The 16,168-nt window shown below is 40.7% G+C and carries 13 protein-coding genes; 12 read left to right on the top strand and 1 reads right to left on the bottom strand.

Translation table 11 applies throughout. The features are described from left to right. The first annotated feature begins 164 nt into the window (after window positions 1-164). The 5 genes from MKY58_RS19935 (at window position 165) to MKY58_RS19915 (ending at window position 6,175) form a co-directional block, all read left to right on the top strand. A complete protein-coding gene (locus MKY58_RS19935; protein WP_339321780.1) occupies window positions 165-605 on the top strand; it encodes a hypothetical protein in 441 nt (146 codons plus the stop codon). A gap of 112 nt (window positions 606-717) precedes the next feature. After that, complete coding sequence (locus MKY58_RS19930; RefSeq protein ID WP_339321779.1) at window positions 718-1,686, top strand: hypothetical protein; 969 nt, start codon at window positions 718-720, stop codon at window positions 1,684-1,686. Further along, entirely contained in the window at window positions 1,673-2,974 is a 1,302-nt protein-coding gene (locus MKY58_RS19925) for a hypothetical protein (protein ID WP_339321778.1), read from the top strand. The genes MKY58_RS19930 and MKY58_RS19925 overlap by 14 nt, the downstream gene beginning before the upstream one ends. A 4-nt stretch (window positions 2,975-2,978) precedes the next feature. After that, window positions 2,979-3,674, top strand: a complete 696-nt coding sequence (locus MKY58_RS19920) for an ABC transporter ATP-binding protein (protein ID WP_339321777.1) — start codon at window positions 2,979-2,981, stop codon at window positions 3,672-3,674. 719 nt (window positions 3,675-4,393) lie between these two features. Further along, the gene (locus tag MKY58_RS19915) at window positions 4,394-6,175 is read left to right on the top strand and encodes an AAA family ATPase (RefSeq protein ID WP_339321776.1); all 1,782 of its coding nucleotides are present in this window, start codon (window positions 4,394-4,396) and stop codon (window positions 6,173-6,175) included. Between the two features lie 508 nt (window positions 6,176-6,683). On the opposite strand, the gene MKY58_RS19910 is transcribed toward MKY58_RS19915, so the two are convergent. Then, window positions 6,684-7,229 carry a TetR/AcrR family transcriptional regulator gene (locus MKY58_RS19910; RefSeq protein WP_339321775.1) on the bottom strand — a complete coding sequence of 182 codons (546 nt, stop codon included), beginning with the start codon at window positions 7,227-7,229 and terminating at the stop codon, window positions 6,684-6,686. Between the two features lie 365 nt (window positions 7,230-7,594). Between MKY58_RS19910 and MKY58_RS19905 the strand changes: the two genes are divergently transcribed. From MKY58_RS19905 to MKY58_RS19875, 7 genes are all read left to right on the top strand, one after another. Continuing rightward, window positions 7,595-8,497, top strand: a complete 903-nt coding sequence (locus tag MKY58_RS19905; RefSeq protein WP_339321774.1) for an alpha/beta hydrolase — start codon at window positions 7,595-7,597, stop codon at window positions 8,495-8,497. A gap of 84 nt (window positions 8,498-8,581) precedes the next feature. Beyond that, window positions 8,582-9,505 (top strand): alpha/beta hydrolase, encoded by a 924-nt coding sequence (locus MKY58_RS19900; RefSeq protein ID WP_339321773.1) that lies wholly within the window; start codon window positions 8,582-8,584, stop codon window positions 9,503-9,505. A 454-nt stretch (window positions 9,506-9,959) separates the two neighbouring features. Then, complete coding sequence (locus MKY58_RS19895) at window positions 9,960-10,940, top strand: LacI family DNA-binding transcriptional regulator (RefSeq protein ID WP_339321772.1); 981 nt, start codon at window positions 9,960-9,962, stop codon at window positions 10,938-10,940. A gap of 240 nt (window positions 10,941-11,180) precedes the next feature. Next, a complete protein-coding gene (locus tag MKY58_RS19890) occupies window positions 11,181-12,833 on the top strand; it encodes an alpha-glucosidase (protein WP_339321771.1) in 1,653 nt (550 codons plus the stop codon). A 21-nt stretch (window positions 12,834-12,854) separates the two neighbouring features. Continuing rightward, a complete protein-coding gene (locus MKY58_RS19885) occupies window positions 12,855-14,351 on the top strand; it encodes an ABC transporter substrate-binding protein (protein WP_339321770.1) in 1,497 nt (498 codons plus the stop codon). Window positions 14,352-14,382: 31 nt separating this feature from the next. Next, a complete protein-coding gene (locus MKY58_RS19880; protein WP_339321769.1) occupies window positions 14,383-15,273 on the top strand; it encodes a sugar ABC transporter permease in 891 nt (296 codons plus the stop codon). Next, window positions 15,270-16,145, top strand: coding sequence for a carbohydrate ABC transporter permease (locus MKY58_RS19875; protein WP_339321768.1), 876 nt, complete (start codon window positions 15,270-15,272; stop codon window positions 16,143-16,145). Before MKY58_RS19880 ends, MKY58_RS19875 begins: the two co-directional genes overlap by 4 nt. The last annotated feature ends 23 nt before the right edge of the window (window positions 16,146-16,168 follow it).

Raw genomic sequence — 16,168 nt, 5'->3', positions numbered from 1 at the left:
TCCTATATTTTTTGGGAAATGGAGGTAATGCAATGTTCCCAATTGTCAAGACACGAATTTTTGAGGAATAAGTTTTGTCCTCCTTTTCGTGTAGTCTGGTGGTTAACAGGATGTGCGTCTTCATATTGTGTACCTAAAAGTATTATATTGGAGGGACTTTTATTATGATGAATAAAAGTTTCAAAGTTACTGTAGCTGCTTCAATGCTTAGTCTTGTTGTTGCTATTCCAACTTTTGCAAGTGATCAGCAAGATCAACAAATTTCTGGTGGTTGGAGTGAGTCAATGGGTTATTATGTGAATTCGTCAGATTCTGTAAAAACAGATTCGATAGGTGTTTTTGCAGGTACAACCCCAGATTCTCATACAGGAAAAAGGTTGACTCACGTAATGCCTGGGGGAGACAATGAATACGCAGCGTATGGAGAGACTAAATGGCAGGGAGTGTACCATTATACAACAGCACAAATGGAACTCTCCAATGGTACAGTGAAGACAACTAGCGGAAGACAATATGGCTATAATCAAACAAGTGCACAATCTCCATGGTATCTTCCAAAAAGTTTATTTGAAAATACAGAAGCGAGAACATACTGGGGGACTTAATAATAATTTTTGAAATTCTAAGGCCACAATAATTCATGATAAGAAGGTTATTTTACCTGAAATTCAGGTAAAATAACCTTTAACTTTTATTTTATAGAAAAAGGAGCGGCATATGCTTTCAGTTAAAAGAAAAGAAATAGCATTTATTTTGATATTTGTTTGTTTATATTCCTTATGCTTTTCGTTTCAGATTTTCTCTGATAAGCAAAGGTTATATTCCGAATTATCCAATGATCTTTACACAAAAAATCATGCTGTGTTTGTAAATAACAATAAATGGGTACCGTCCGAGATTTTAGGGAAATCAGAATATAGGCTTTTTTTTGAAGTTAATAATTCATTTCGTTTTTTAATACAAAACCATGGAGAATGGAAGCCACCAATGTTGTCAGGAAGTTTTTTTTCTGAAACTGATCAAGAATTAAAAGCTGTTATTGGCAAAGAAATGACTAATTATTTAAAAAAAGAAAATGGAAAAAATTATATATTATTTCAAGGAGATAAATATTATGTAACGGGTATAATCGGACAACATTATGCGAGTTCAAGTGATTATCTAGCCATACTTCATAACCCCAATCCGCAAGTTCCAACAGATGGAAGACTTATTTTAGACGGTAATAGTAAATCGGCGGTTAAAAGAATAAGCAAGCAGATTCTAAATTTAAATCCATCTATTACTCAAATCGAAAATACGCAGAGAGGTTTATATAGGACAGGGAATTTATCTTACTATTATTATTTATTGTGGGTTGAAGTATATCTTATTGTTTTTGTCGGGGTATTCTCCTTCTTGCGTTACTGGTTTGAAAAAAAACAAGTTGAGATAAAGGTGTTATTTTTATTAGGTATATCGAAGAAGATTATTCATAGAAATTTAGTAATTAAAGCAAGTCTACTTATTCTATTATCTAATTTTATTTCATATGGTTTATTTTATATAATTAATTCCGTGCCGCTGTCGCAAACTATTACAAATGCCTGCATCTTTCTATTTGCATCTTGGATATCTATTTATATCTTTATCCGTAATGATAGTTTAAGACACAAAAGTGAGGTAGCTAATAGTGATATTAAATAATTTAAAATTTTACTTTAGGAAGCATTTAATACTGGTTGTAATTTTATATATACAAATAACTCTATTTTTGGTTTCTTTCGGCACTTTTATGACACTGATAAAAGAGATTGATTTTGAAGGTAAGGATCTCCAACAAATTTATGAAGGTAAGGCTATTTATCAATTAATTGATGGTTACTATGATCCAGAAGATTATCAGAAGTTTGTTAGTGAGGAGGGTTACTTAACTCGTTTAAAAAGCTTTTATAACGGGCTTAATACTGCTAGTGAATTCCAATACTTAGCTATGTTTAATCAAGCGATAATGATGGAAGATACCAAAATACCTTCTGATGTTTATCACGGATACGAACAGGGACGTAATAAAGATCAAATCATAATAAATAATCAGCCCTATACAGCAGTTAAAGCTTTTCAACTAAACTATCAAGCGCAGAATTTTTTTAATTTGAAGACATCAGAGGGACACTTGTGGAATGAAGGTGATTTTAAAAATCAACAAAGCGAAATACCAGTTCTCTTAGGCAGTGAATATCGTAATTATTATAAAGTCGGTGATGTTGCACAAATAAATTATTACAATAAATTAGTTAAAATTAAAATAATCGGTTTTCTAGAATCCAATAGTAAGGTCTTTTTTCAAAATAATACTGAATTTTATCTTGATAAATATGTACTCTTGCCTTACATTGAGTGGGATTTCAAATCTACAACATCAATTGACAGAAAATTTCAAGAAGCTTGCTATTTCGCGATGATTAATGGATATGTTGTTACCAATAATGATAATTTAGAGAATCAAATGGTAATGCAAAGAATTGAGGCAATAGCACAAAATTCAGCGTTCGGTAAATACTCTTTTATTGGGTTGAATCCTTATTTTAATCAATACAGGGGACTCATGACCATTATTTCAGAAGACCGCAATTTAGTAAAATCATTATTCATTTCGTTTTTGATCTTTAATATCATTTTGATAAATGCAATATTATTTTTGTTACAAAGGAAAAGAATGTCGACTTTAGCTGTTTATTTTATGAACGGTTCAACTCGATTTCAATTAGTTCTCATACAATGGGTTGAAATTGCTGTATTGGTCTTCTTGGCTTATATTACAAACTATATTCTCTTAAACAAAGTGTTTATGATTGGGGATTTTGGCACTCAATTTTATCTTTTTATTCTGAGTGTACTGATGAGTATGACTGCTTGTTTTTTGCCAGCATTTCAGCTATTACGAAAGTCAATTATAAGCTCGCTAAATGATGATCTTGAAGGGAGAATATAATTATATGCTTCTTGAACTTAAACAAATAACCAAACAATTTAAAAATGGAATAGAATGCACAAAAATTTTGGATCGTGTAGATTTCAAAATAAAAAAAGGCAGTTCGATTGCGATTAGAGGGAAAAGTGGTTCTGGTAAATCCACAATACTTAACATTTTAGGAGGCTTAATAGACTTTGAAGAAGGGGATATGATATTCGAAGGTAATAGCATTAAAGGAATGACTGAAAATGAAAAGGCAGAATATCGAAAAAAAAATATTGGCTTCATCACTCAAAACTTCCATTTACTTGATGACAGGAATGTTTATGAAAATATTGCTCTTCCGTTACGTTATCTAAAAATTTCAAACAAGGAAACTAAAAGCATGGTAGAAGAAGTAGCTAGTGACTTAGAGATTGAACGCATATTAAAGAGACAAATTATAAATTTGTCAGGTGGCGAGCGTCAGCGTGTGGCGATCGCACGGGCAATTGTTAAAAATCCATCAATACTTCTTGCCGATGAACCTACAGGTTCATTGGACGAAGACACCGAGAGATCTATATTAAACATTTTTAATATGTTACATAAAAAAGGTATGACACTCGTTATTGTTACTCATGATAATACAGTTTCTGATTGTTGTCAGATGATTTATGAATTAAATCAAAAAAGATTAAAATTATTATCTGAGCATTTTGCAAATCTAGGCTCTTGAGCGGAAAACAAGAAAAACCAAGCGCTGTAACCAAGGGCGAAATATATAGTGCATAGTTTGTTAATCAGGCGAGCTGCTCCGCTGGAAAAGCGATAGACGTCGTCGATGACTCCATCTGTGAAGACATCTCGATCCGCGCCGGCGTAAGTCATATGCCGGCCAACTACCCCGTTTTATAAAGTTAGAGAAATTTCAAAGTTAAAAGCCCAATTTCTCACCTTAATGCAGAGAAATTGGGCTAACTCGATATTCCAAAAGTTTGGAAAGGAAATTGCTATTTACTTATCGTGGCTCTGCTTACAATGATTCCTTCAACAAATATTCTGCTAATTGTTCGAAGGTGCCAGTAAACCCTTCTTTAACCATGTTGCGGTTATGCCTGAGTTCGCAGAGAACATCCTAAGAGTACTTGGTAAACGGAAGGCAATTGATGACTGGCGAGTCAATGTTAAGCCATATGTTATCACCTTCCAGGCTCCAATAAGCGGGATCATCTTTGGTGGCTCAAACAAACTAAATAGGAGACAGACGCAGTTTCGCATGTTACGTCATGCGTTTTACTATCTAAGTAAGATAAGGCAAGATGAATGGAATCAGTGGCATAACCCCATTATCCGTTTAGATGATGATATTAGTATCGATGCTAATCAGATATTATCGTTAACCCAAGTGATAATCTAGTATTAGACGCTAAACATAGAAGAAAGAGGGGAGTACTTGTGTTAAGGGATCTCAGCATAACTAATTTTCGATGCTATCGGAGGCACACGATACCGTTCAAAAATATATCAATTATCGTTGGAAAAAATAACGCTGGCAAGTCCACTATAGTTGAGGCATTACGCCTGATCGCACTAGTACTCCATAGGTATCCAAACCTTGCTTATGTTGAACCCCCAGCTTGGACTGGTCTGCCTAGGGCAGTTCGAGGTGTTACCCCGAAGGGTATGGAGTTCAATTCGGATAGTCTATTTTATAGATACGGTAGCCCACCAGCAATTATAAAATCAACCTTTGAAAAAGGAGAATCAGTAGAAGTATTGTTGGGTCCTGATGCTGAGGTTTTTGCAATCCTGAATGATTCTGAAAATAAACCAATAAGAAACAAGGCACAAGCTGGTCGTACTCATATGCCAATGTTAAATATCTTACCACAGGTTGCTCCTTTACAAAGAGAGGAAAAGGTTTTGAGAAGGGACTATGTACTTGGCGCTTTAACATCTCCGCTCGCACCACTACATTTTAGGAATCAATTGCTTCTTCAAAGTGAGTTTTACGGTCGATTTGTTACCTTGGCTGAATCGACTTGGAATGGATTTCGTGTGCGATCACTGGAAGGTAATGCCCATGAGCATGGTGAGCCTGTTACGCTCCTCGTTCAAGATAATGATTTTGTTGCGGAAGTTGGTTGGATGGGCCATGGATTACAGATGTGGCTTCAAACTATGTGGTTTCTTGCAAGGACTCCTAAGCAATCCACAATCATTCTGGACGAGCCTGACATTTATATGCACGCTGATCTTCAGCGCAAGCTAATAAAATTAATAGCTGGCGAGTACAAACAAGTGATTGTTGCAACACATTCTGTAGAAATCATGGCTGAAGTGTACCCTGAAAATATCTTAGTAGTTGATAGATCCCAACCAAGATCGAAATTCGCCAATAAGCTTCCAGCTGTTCAAAGACTCATTGATAGTATAGGGGGTATCCACAACATTCAGTTGGCGAGGTTATGGTCTTCTCGGAAATGCCTCTTAGTTGAAGGCAAGGATTTATCACTTCTTAAGCATATACATCATACATTATTTCCCGATAGCCAGGAGGCAATAGATATGATTCCAAACCTCTCAATAGGTGGATGGGGGGGTTGGAATTATGCGATTGGATCAACAATGCTATTAAATAATGCCTCAAATGAATCAATCAGGGTGTTTTGCCTGTTAGACAGGGATTATCATACTGAATCAGAAATTAATGATAGGCTTGAGGAAAGCAAAAAGCGAGGAGTAGAGTTACATATTTGGAGTAAAAAGGAGATAGAGAATTATCTTCTTGTTCCAGAAACTATAGCTAGGATCGTGAACATATCGCGAAAAAAACAAGGATCGAGAGTAACAAAAGAAACAGTCATAGGGAAAATCATGGAGATTACCGAGGGTCTGAAGGATGATGCAATTGACGCGATAGCTACAGAATATCTTGAGGAAGGAAAAGTAAAGAAGGCTAATACGATTGCTAGAGATATTGTCAACAGGCATTGGGATTCTTATGAAAAAAGAATATCCTTACTTTCTGGAAAGGCTATTCTAACACTTTTGTCTGCATGGACTCAACAAGAATTTGCTTTCTCATTTGGGCCTATCCGCATTGCTAGGGCGTTACGAAGAGAGGAGATTGCAGATGAAATGGTGAGGGTTCTGACTTCAATTGAAAACAACAATTCGTTCCGAGGAGAAGATATAAATACTTGGCATAATGCGACAGCCCTAGCTAAGCTATAATGGGCTCAGGATCCGAACATCGCATCATTTGAGACATAACCAACCTCGATTATATCTCGCTACCGAATTCCGTAAAGTTGTACATTTTATCATAAGCATTTGTGATCACGTATTTGCACACTAACCCTGGATTACGGACAGAAATCCGAGGAAACAGGAAAACAGACCGAAGTCCGAAAACCCGCACTGCAGCAGGCTTTCGGTCACTTCGGTTCATTATGGGATACAACGCATACCACATTGGCAGCGATGGGGGTTCGATCCCCCTAGGCTCCATACGAAGAAAACCCTTGGAAATCAAGGGTTTTTTGTTTTTTTATTTTCCGTTTGGCTTAATAAAATTTGAAGTTGGGGACGAATTGGGGACGAAATGTTTATTATTACCTCTTTAATTTCCTTTGAGGTTACTCCTGATCGAGAACTGCCTGAGACTGCAGCTTTGCTTGCACATCGCAATAGGAGGCATCCCTTCTGGAGAGTGTTCGATTGTAGTAGGAAGAAACGATCTTTATAAATTCCTTTCAAGTAACATACTTACTTGTTTAGCTATCGAATCGGTACTTTCTATTGTTGCGTCTACCATGTACAATTCCATAACCCCCACAATGGCCATTCCTAAAAATCGAAAATACACTTCCTCACTAATTCCTTTATTTTTACCATTTTTTAAATCCGCTTTTTCTTTTATTTCTTCAATAACAAAATCTAAGAAACGATTTCTAAATTTGATTGTCCCGTTACTTAAGAACAAAGGGGCAAAGAAAGACTTATTTTGCTCAAAATATTCGAACCAAATAATGGTCCCTTCTTCTAAGCCCTTGTCTTTCTTTTGCTGGCAAATAACTTTCAACTCAGCTAAGTGTTCTTCAATGAGTTTATCAAGTAAATCAAATTTATCGAGATAATGAAGGTAGAACGTTCTGTTCCCCACATTCGCAACATCGCAAATATCTCTTACAGTAATCTTATCAAAATCTTTCTCCAACATGAGTTCAATAAACGCATTTTTTATGGATTCTTGAGATTTAAGTATCCTTCTATCAACTTTGGTCATTGTTTAGTCACCAATCTTTCTTAAAATTTATACACAATTTCATTGAATTTGTGCATTAATACTTGATTTCACTGAAAATGACGTTTGAAAACGTTCTGTATTTCTTATATATTATACACACAGAGGTGATAATACATCAACATGCATTATTTCTCTGTTGTTTCGTTTTACATTACCCGGAACAGGAAATCCCAACTAAAGGAGTGATGAAGCATCGGACTTTTGATGTAGATTAATTGAATTTCGTGTTACTCATAATTGTTACTAAAGAATTTGCTTCAAACCAGGATTCATATGAATAAAAAAATACTTTTTCGAAGTCTAGGTTGCTAGGAGCAAAAATTTATTATAGAAGGAGAAAAAACATGAAAAAATCAGTTTCTTTTAAAAATGGTCCTTTAAATATGGCTGGGCATCTTTATTTACCAGAGGGATTTGATGAAAGCAAAAAATACCCTGGAATTGTTGTAGTACACCCTGGTGGAGGTGTAAAAGAACAGACTGCGGGATTATATGCCGAAAAGCTTTCTAATCAAGGCTATATTTCATTAGCATTTGACGCTTCTTGTCAGGGAGATAGCGAGGGGCAGCCACGTTTGTTAGAAGACCCATATGCTCGAGTGGAAGACGTGCGTTGCGCAGTAGATTATTTGACTACCCTTCCGTATGTTGATCGAGAAAAGATTGGAGCACTTGGTGTTTGTGCCGGTGGTGGTTATGCCGTAGCAGCAACTCAAACAGAACGCCGGATTAAGGCAGTAGCGACTGTCAGTGCAGTGGATCTTGGTGCTATGTTCCGAGATGAAGCAAGCGTTGAAACTCAATTACAAACACTTGAGGCAGTTGCGAATCAGCGTACTGCAGAAGCAAATGGAACAGAAGTGAATCTACAAACTTGGGCACCTGATTCACAAGAAGATATTGATGAAAATACCCCTGTGCTTATGCGTGAAGCTTATGACTACTATAGAACACCTAGAGCACAGCACCCTAATTCTCCGAATCGGTTCAGATTCACCAGCGTTGATAAAATCTTGTCGTTCTCAGCAAGTGCCCAAATCGGTACCTATCTGACCCAACCTATGTTATTAATTGTAGGGACCGAGGCAGACACACGTGGTTATAGCGACCAATTCTACGCATTGTCAAATGGACCAAAGGAACTGTTCGAAGTTGAGGGTGCAACGCATATTGCTATGTACGATATCCCAGAATATGTAGATCAAGCTGTAACGAAATTATCAGAGTTTTACGGTGCAAATCTGTAAGGTACGATTATCAATCGTTCATCAAAATTATGATGACTAAAAAATACGGCAGGAACAAAATTAATGATCAAAGGAGAATAAATCATGAGAAAATCAGTAACATTTAAAAATGGTACTATTAATATCGCAGGGCATCTTTATTTACCGGAAGGATTTAATGAAAATGAAAAATATCCTGCAATCGTCACCGTTCATCCAGGCAGTAGTTGTAAAGATCAAACTTCAGGTCTCTATGCTGGGAAACTTGCTGAATTAGGATATGTGACCCTTGCATTTGATGCCTCTTATCAGGGCGAAAGCGGTGGTGAACCTCGATATATTGAAGAACCTGCTGCGCGTGTTGAAGATGTACGTTGTGCAGTGGATTACCTGACTACGCTAAACTATGTAGATGAAAATCGTATTGGTGTATTAGGCGTTTGTGCAGGAGGAGCTTATGCAGTAAATGCCGCAATGACAGAACGTCGAATCAAGGCAGTTGGTGCAGTCACTCCTGCCAATCTCGGACGTGTAAATCGTTTAGGTGATGGTTCTCCTGGTGCAGCTATCAAAACATTAGAGGCAATTGGTAAACAACGTACTGCTGAAGCACGGGGGGCCGAACCAATGATCACAAATTGGATTCCTAATAGTCATGAGGAAAGAGAACAGGCTGGTATCAATGATATAGATATAACTGAAGCTGTTGATTATTACACAACACCTAGAGCACAACACCCTAATTCTCCGAATAAGTTAAAATTCACTAGCTTAGCATCAGTGCTAGGTTTTGATGCTTTCCATTTAGCAGATGAGCTGTTAACTCAGCCTTTACAAATTATTGTAGGCAGCGTTCAAGGTGCATTCGGTGCTTATCAAGATGGTCATGAACTCTATAATAAAGCAGCTTCAGAAAAAAAGGATCTGTTTGTTATTGAAGGTACAAGTCACTATGACTTGTACGACCAACCGGAAGCTGTTGGTCAGGCTGTGAAAAAACTGGAAGCTTTCTATAAAGAAAACCTCTAAGCAGAAAGTTGTTTTTAGAAAAATGTGATGGATAAATAAAGACAGAAGCATGTTACCATCAAGAGTTAAGCCGTTTTCCCAATTGGGAAAGCGGCTTTTCAAATTACTTAAAATATTTTAGTTTTGTAGATCCATTCATATGTAATTTTGTCACGAATGCTCGCTTATTCGCAGGATCTCACCAGGGGATCATTCGTCTCCGGATAGAAAAGGCTTTGTACCGGCAGATTCGGCAATTGAAGCGCATGCGGGAACAGAAGGGGGAATGTTCCCGTAAAGCGTCATCAATTTATAAAATCTCTAGTAAATTCAATGCAACTCCTTAAAAACCGCAGAGTCTGATGTTATTCATCCCGTTGGTCCTCAATTATTCAATGCTTAATTCTTGAGAATCCTGATCGTACATGATAATATAATTTGACTTAATCAGGTTCGAGTAGTAGGAGGTCAAAGCATGGCAAGCATTCGGGAAGTGGCACGTTTGGCCAAGGTGGCACCGAGCACTGTTTCGAGAGCACTGAACGACAGTGGTTACGTAGCAGAGGAAACAAGGGAAAAAATTAAAGCGGCGGTAGCCGAGTTAGACTATGTACCGAATCAATGGATTCGTAATCTGTACAGACAAAGCACCGGAATTATCGGCGTGATTGCTCCGGGACTTATTCATCCGTTCTTCTCATCTTTATGGAACCACTTGGAGCTGGAGCTCCGGAAATTCGGCTATAACATGATGCTGTGCAGCACTGGTGGTGAATTTCAGCGGGAGCGGGAGTATTTGGATACGCTGGAACGCAACTTGTTTGACGGTGTTATCCTAGGGACAGCCTCCCTTCCGGATGAATGTTATACTAAACTGAAGAAACCGATCGTTTTTCTGGACCGAATCATTCCCGGACTTCCGGTAGTGAGCTCCAATCACCGGCAGGGAGGAGAATTGGCCGCCAAGAAGCTGATCGAAAGCGGCTGCCGCAAGGTGCTGTATACCTGCGGGGACCGGACTTACCGTCTGCCGTCCCACGAGGGGAACGATGCGTTTGATCAGTATTTGCAAGCACATGGAGTGCAAACGATAAGAAAAGAGATTTCATGGGAAGATACGACGGACTTTGCCCGATGTTTTAAAATTACGAAATCTTTATTGAAGCATAACCTTGATATTGACGGCATATTGGCCTCCGATTTACAGGCTTCTGCTTTCCTCAAGGCTGCCAAAGCCCTTGGGATGACCGTGCCGGACAAGCTCAAGATCATCGCTTATGACGGCACTTTTATTACGGATTTTAATTCCACCAGCCTAACGGCCATCGTTCAGGATGTACATCAAATAGCCAGACAAACGGTTTTTGTGCTTTTAAAACTTATAAACGATAAACCGCTCTCCGAAGACAGAATACAAATCGAGGTAACCTTACAACAGGGCGAAACAACCCCGTAAAAACCGCCAATCTTTCGAGGGTATCAAAAAAAAGATTGATCTTTAAGCAAAATAGGTTTACTCTGATTGCATATGGAACTGTTCCATTCTTTTTTTATCAGCTATGGAACAGTTCCACTATAATCATTCGTATTCGGGCGGGGCTTCCAAAGAAGAAGTTTCGGCTTCCGAAAACGAAATTTTATTTTTCTCTAATGTGGAACAGTTCCACATTAATGCAGGAGGTAGAATTATACTAACATGACAGAACAATGGTGGAAGAAGTCGGTTATTTATCAGATTTATCCTCAGAGCTTTAAGGACCATAATGGGGATGGCATAGGAGATTTGCCGGGAATTTTAGAGAAGTTGGATTACCTTGAATCTCTAGGCATAGATGTCATTTGGATCGGTCCTATCTTTCAGTCACCTCTGATTGATAACGGCTACGATATATCCGATTATTACCGGGTAAACCCGATTTACGGCACCGACGAGGACTTGGAGCAGCTGATTGCGGAAACCGGCCGGCGGGGTATCAAAATTATCCTGGATCTGGTCATCAATCACTGCTCTGACCAGCATGCTTGGTTTCAGAAAGCGCTTCAAGAGCCTGATAGCGAAGAAGCCGGGTACTTCTATTTTTTGAAAACGGATACGGATGAAGCTCCCAATAACTGGCGGTCCAACTTTGGCGGACCCGCCTGGACCAGAACCGCGGACGGGCGCTGGTATTTACATACCTTCTCCAAAGAGCAGCCGGATTTGAACTGGGAGAACCCCAAACTGCGCCGGAAACTTTACGCTATGATTAATTGGTGGCTGGACAAAGGTATCGGCGGCTTCCGAGTGGATGCGATTACGTTCATCAAAAAGGACACGACTTTTGTTTCCCGTGAGACGGAAAAAGGTCAGCTGTATCCGATAGAAAACTATCAAAATTATCCAGGAATTGGGCAGTTTTTGACAGAACTGAAGCAAGAAACATTCCAGAAATATAACTGCCTCACCGTTGGAGAAGCTCCGGGGGTTCCTCCGGAAATGTTCGGCGACTACGCAGGGGAAAATGGATATTTTTCCATGATTTTCGATTTCAGCTGGGAGCATATGCGAGGCGTAGAATTCAAAGGTACTCTTGAAGCCGTTTCCGCTTGGCGGGAGAGAATATTCAAGAGTCAACTCCAGATCCAGAAAGCAGGCTGGAGTGCAAATTTCCTGGAGAGCCATGATCAGGCACGGTCACCAAACAAATTTTTGGATAAACAAAGCCATAGCTATGACAGCATCACGAGTTTGGCTACGCTTTATTTCTTCCTGCGGGGCACGCCGCTGATTTACCAGGGGCAGGAGCTCGGGATGACCAATGCAGTGCGAAGCAGCATCGAAGAGTTTAAAGACATTTCGGCACATAACTTCTGGAAGGAAGGCCTGGCACTTGGGAAATCTGAAGCAGAGATGCTGAAGGAGCTGAATGACAACGGACGGGATAACGGACGCAGTCCTTTCCAGTGGAACTGCAATGAGCACGCTGGGTTTACAACAGGAACTCCTTGGATGCCAGTTCATCCGGACTACTTAACGGTCAATGCGGAACAAGCTCAAGCTGACGAGAACTCGATATTGGCATACTACAAAAAGATGATCAGGTTGCGGAAGGAATCGGCATGGTCGGACGTTTTGATTTACGGCAGCTTCGAGCCGATTCTGGAACAGTATCCTTCGCTTATTGCGTATCGGCGTAGCTTCGAAAGTAAAACGCTTACTGTAGTGTGCAATATGAGCACCGAACCTTTGGAGATTCCTGTTATAGTCAAAGATTGTTTGTTAACGAATCAGACGAATTACCGCTCGGAAGGCGGAAATTTAAAGTTGAATCCATATCATTCCATGGTTTTGGAAGAAAGTAGAATGTAGATGGGAAAGGAAGGGAACGGCATGAACCAAAAATGGAAACGTGTTGTCTTGACGATGACCAGCCTGCTGCTGGGAACGGCGATACTTTCCGGCTGCGGAAGCGAAGAGGCGAAGGCGCCTAAGGATTATGATTTCTATATCTTTAACGCCAAAACTGAAAATGCCGATGCGCTAGCTGAGGTAGTTAAGCGGTACGAAAAGGAGAACAATTTGAAAATCAAAGTGTTTTCCCTAGGTACAACCGATAGTGCGGAAACGCTTCGCTCCGAGATGAATTCCAGCCATAAGCCTGCCATTTTCTCGACCAATATCGGCTCCGTGGCTGAATGGTCTGAAAGCAAAGCCATTATGGACTTAAATCGGGCTACCAATCCAGAGCTGAAGGAGCTAGCGAGCAAAATTCCGGAAAGCATGAGGCTCAGCATGGACGGTACGCAGAATTATGGCATCCCATACAACATTGAAGGTTACGGGCTTATCATCGATACCCGCATGGTTGACGGCTTGTTCGGTCCCGAGCATACAGCGATGTTTCTTGAGGACTTTAAGGCGGCGAGCTACAACGAGTTCAAATCCTTTGTGGTCGCGGTCGACGATTACATCCAAACGGATAAACCGGGCAGCGTATCCCTGAACGGTCATACGTATACGTTTGCGAGCAAAAAAACAGCTTTGACGAAGGAATTGACTGGAGTCTTCGCCGAAGCTGGCGCAGAAAAGTGGACGTATGGAGACCATATGGGCAATATGGCGCTGAATGCCGTCTTTGAGAGTCCAGTTGCCGCGAAAAACGCGACTGATAAGCAGGTAGATGAGCTGCTGTCTCCGGTGGAGAAAGTAGTTCAAACTTTGGATTTGTACTCCCAGCATGCTGCCGGTATGAACGGTCCTGCAGAACGTGGACCGGATTACATCAATTCGACGACGGCAAGCTATGACGTTTCCGTGCAGCTCTTCGCCAGCGGTAAAGCACTGCTGCTCAAACAGGGCAACTGGGTATACCCAAACATCGCCAAGTTGAATACGGACATTTTACCGCATTTGACCTTTTTGCCGATTAAGTTGCCTCTGGAGCAGAGCGATATTAAAGTCCCAGGCCTTACGGTCGAAAAATTTAACCGCTCCGTTCCTGAATTTGTACCTTCTTATTATGCAATCAACACCAAGGTGACGAAGAGAGAGCAGGATTTGGCCCAGCAGTTTCTGGTCTGGCTGAATACATCTGAGGAAGGACGTAAGGCCATTGTGAAAGACTTTGAATTTATTCCTTACAACGCAGATGCCGGCGTCAAGCTGGACAATACGCTTAATAACTCCCTAATTGCCTATAAGGTAGCGGGGGATACACTTTCTAATCCGTTTAACGGTTCTCCGGCTGGTGGCGGCTATTGGGGGCAGGAGGTTTTTGGTACGATCTTGCAGGAAAACTATTTAAATTCACCAAAGGCTTGGACCCAAGAAGATTACAAGTATATTGCCGAGCAATCGGTCCAAGGCTGGAAGGATGCCATGTATTAAGCTGTTTCTTTCAATGAACAGGAGGTTTGAGATGAGTAACTTTTACAAAAGATGGTTTTGGCCCCTCGCGCTGCCCGGCTTGATTTTATTTGCTGCCGTTGTGTTGGTGCCGTTTCTGATAGGTTTATTGTATTCATTTACTTCCTGGCGGGGGACGTATTTTGTGGGCGGAAGCGTATGGAACTCCTTTGTGGGATTGGACAATTACGCACGGATTTTTCAAAGCAACAAGTTTTTGCATTCTCTCGTATACACGCTTGAATTTACGGTCATCGCCGTCATCGTCATTAATGTAGTGGCTCTGGCATTGGCCCAAATGTTGGATTACGTAGGTAAAAGGGTTGGTTTATTTCGCACTGTATTTTTCTTGCCGAATCTGTTGGGGGGCCTTGCGCTCGGCTTTATCTGGCAGTTCATTTTCCAGAATGTCTTCTCGAAAATCCTGTTCGGACCAAGCGGATTGCATATTCCGTTTCTGATGAACATGACGCAGGACTCGACGAAAAACCTGTTTGCGCTCGTCATCATGGTCACCTGGCAGATGGCCGGTTACATGATGATCATTTACGTGGCTGGCCTTAACAATATTCCCAAGGATTTGTATGAGGCAAGCGCGATCGACGGTGCCAACGGGATCAAAAAATTTCGCTACATCACCCTGCCAATGCTGATGCCCTCCATTACCATTGTGCTGTTTTTATCCCTGGCGAACTGCTTGAAGCTTCTAGATCAGAACGTCGCTTTGACGAATGGGGCTTTCAACACATCCATGCTGTCCCTGCAAATCCTGCGGACCGTCAAATTTACGCAACCACCGGATTACGGACAGGCGCAGGCACAAGCGGTCGTCTTCTTTATTCTTGTTGCGATAATAGGTCTGATTCAGGTATTCATTACAAAGAAACGGGAGGTTGAGGCATGAATCACGTCGTGGCGCCTATACAGGCTAAAAGTATGGCTGTCCGGCCAAAAATGCCAGTTGGCAAATTTATCGTGATAGCGCTGCTGATTATATTTGCTTTGTGCACGTTGTCCCCGCTGTTTTTCCTTCTGATCAACTCTTTTAAAGATCAAGGAACGATTGTAGCCTCGCCGATGTCGCTGCCTTCAAGCTGGTCCTTCACGTATATCTCGAGCGCTCTGGAGCAGATTCATTTCGGCCGGGCTGTGTGGATTACAGCAGTGGTTACTATTATTGCCGTAGCCCTTATAGTCTTTTGTTCTTCCTTGCTGTCCTGGGTACTCGTGCGCAGTCGGACGATCAGCAGCAAAATCATTTTGATGCTGCTGACTGCAGCCATGCTTGTCCCGTTCCAGTCTCTGATGTATCCGCTGATCCACGAGTTTGAAGTTTTGGGTCTCAAGGATCTGGCTGGGCTCGTGCTGATGTACGGCGGATTTGGTTTGGGAATGTCAGTATTTCTTTATCATGGTTTTATTAAGGGAGTTCCGATGGCGCTTGAGGAAGCGGCTTTGATCGATGGAGCGAACATTTTCCGTTTATTTTTCGGAATCGTATTCCCGCTTGTCAAGCCAATTACAGTAACGGTCATTATCCTAAACTCGCTTTGGATCTGGAACGACTATCTACTTCCGTTTCTGGTGCTGGGCAATGCCGAAGTCAAAACGCTGACGCTGGAGCTATATTATGCCAAAATGCTGTCCGGCCAATTCAGCAATCCTTGGGAACTGATTTTTCCTGCAGTATTGGTTTCTATTATTCCGGTTGTCGTGTTATATTTGTGCCTGCAAAAATACTTTATTAAAGGTGTTACCGAAGGCGCGGTAAAATAACAAAAGGAATGGAATCCACTAAA

It is taken from the genome of Paenibacillus sp. FSL W8-0194, assembly GCF_037969745.1.
Lineage (GTDB): Bacteria > Bacillota > Bacilli > Paenibacillales > Paenibacillaceae > Paenibacillus_AQ > Paenibacillus_AQ cookii.
Note: the sequence above shows the minus strand (reverse complement) of the source record. Positions and strands in the feature narration are given on the sequence as shown.

Coding starts and splice junctions, on each gene's coding strand:
- MKY58_RS19935 (WP_339321780.1), top strand. CDS start 165: ATGATGAATAAAAGTTTCAAAGTTACTGTAGCTGCTTCAATGCTTAGT.
- MKY58_RS19930 (WP_339321779.1), top strand. CDS start 718: ATGCTTTCAGTTAAAAGAAAAGAAATAGCATTTATTTTGATATTTGTT.
- MKY58_RS19920 (WP_339321777.1), top strand. CDS start 2,979: ATGCTTCTTGAACTTAAACAAATAACCAAACAATTTAAAAATGGAATA.
- MKY58_RS19910 (WP_339321775.1), bottom strand. CDS start 7,229: ATGACCAAAGTTGATAGAAGGATACTTAAATCTCAAGAATCCATAAAA.
- MKY58_RS19905 (WP_339321774.1), top strand. CDS start 7,595: ATGAAAAAATCAGTTTCTTTTAAAAATGGTCCTTTAAATATGGCTGGG.
- MKY58_RS19900 (WP_339321773.1), top strand. CDS start 8,582: ATGAGAAAATCAGTAACATTTAAAAATGGTACTATTAATATCGCAGGG.
- MKY58_RS19895 (WP_339321772.1), top strand. CDS start 9,960: ATGGCAAGCATTCGGGAAGTGGCACGTTTGGCCAAGGTGGCACCGAGC.
- MKY58_RS19890 (WP_339321771.1), top strand. CDS start 11,181: ATGACAGAACAATGGTGGAAGAAGTCGGTTATTTATCAGATTTATCCT.
- MKY58_RS19885 (WP_339321770.1), top strand. CDS start 12,855: ATGAACCAAAAATGGAAACGTGTTGTCTTGACGATGACCAGCCTGCTG.
- MKY58_RS19880 (WP_339321769.1), top strand. CDS start 14,383: ATGAGTAACTTTTACAAAAGATGGTTTTGGCCCCTCGCGCTGCCCGGC.
- MKY58_RS19875 (WP_339321768.1), top strand. CDS start 15,270: ATGAATCACGTCGTGGCGCCTATACAGGCTAAAAGTATGGCTGTCCGG.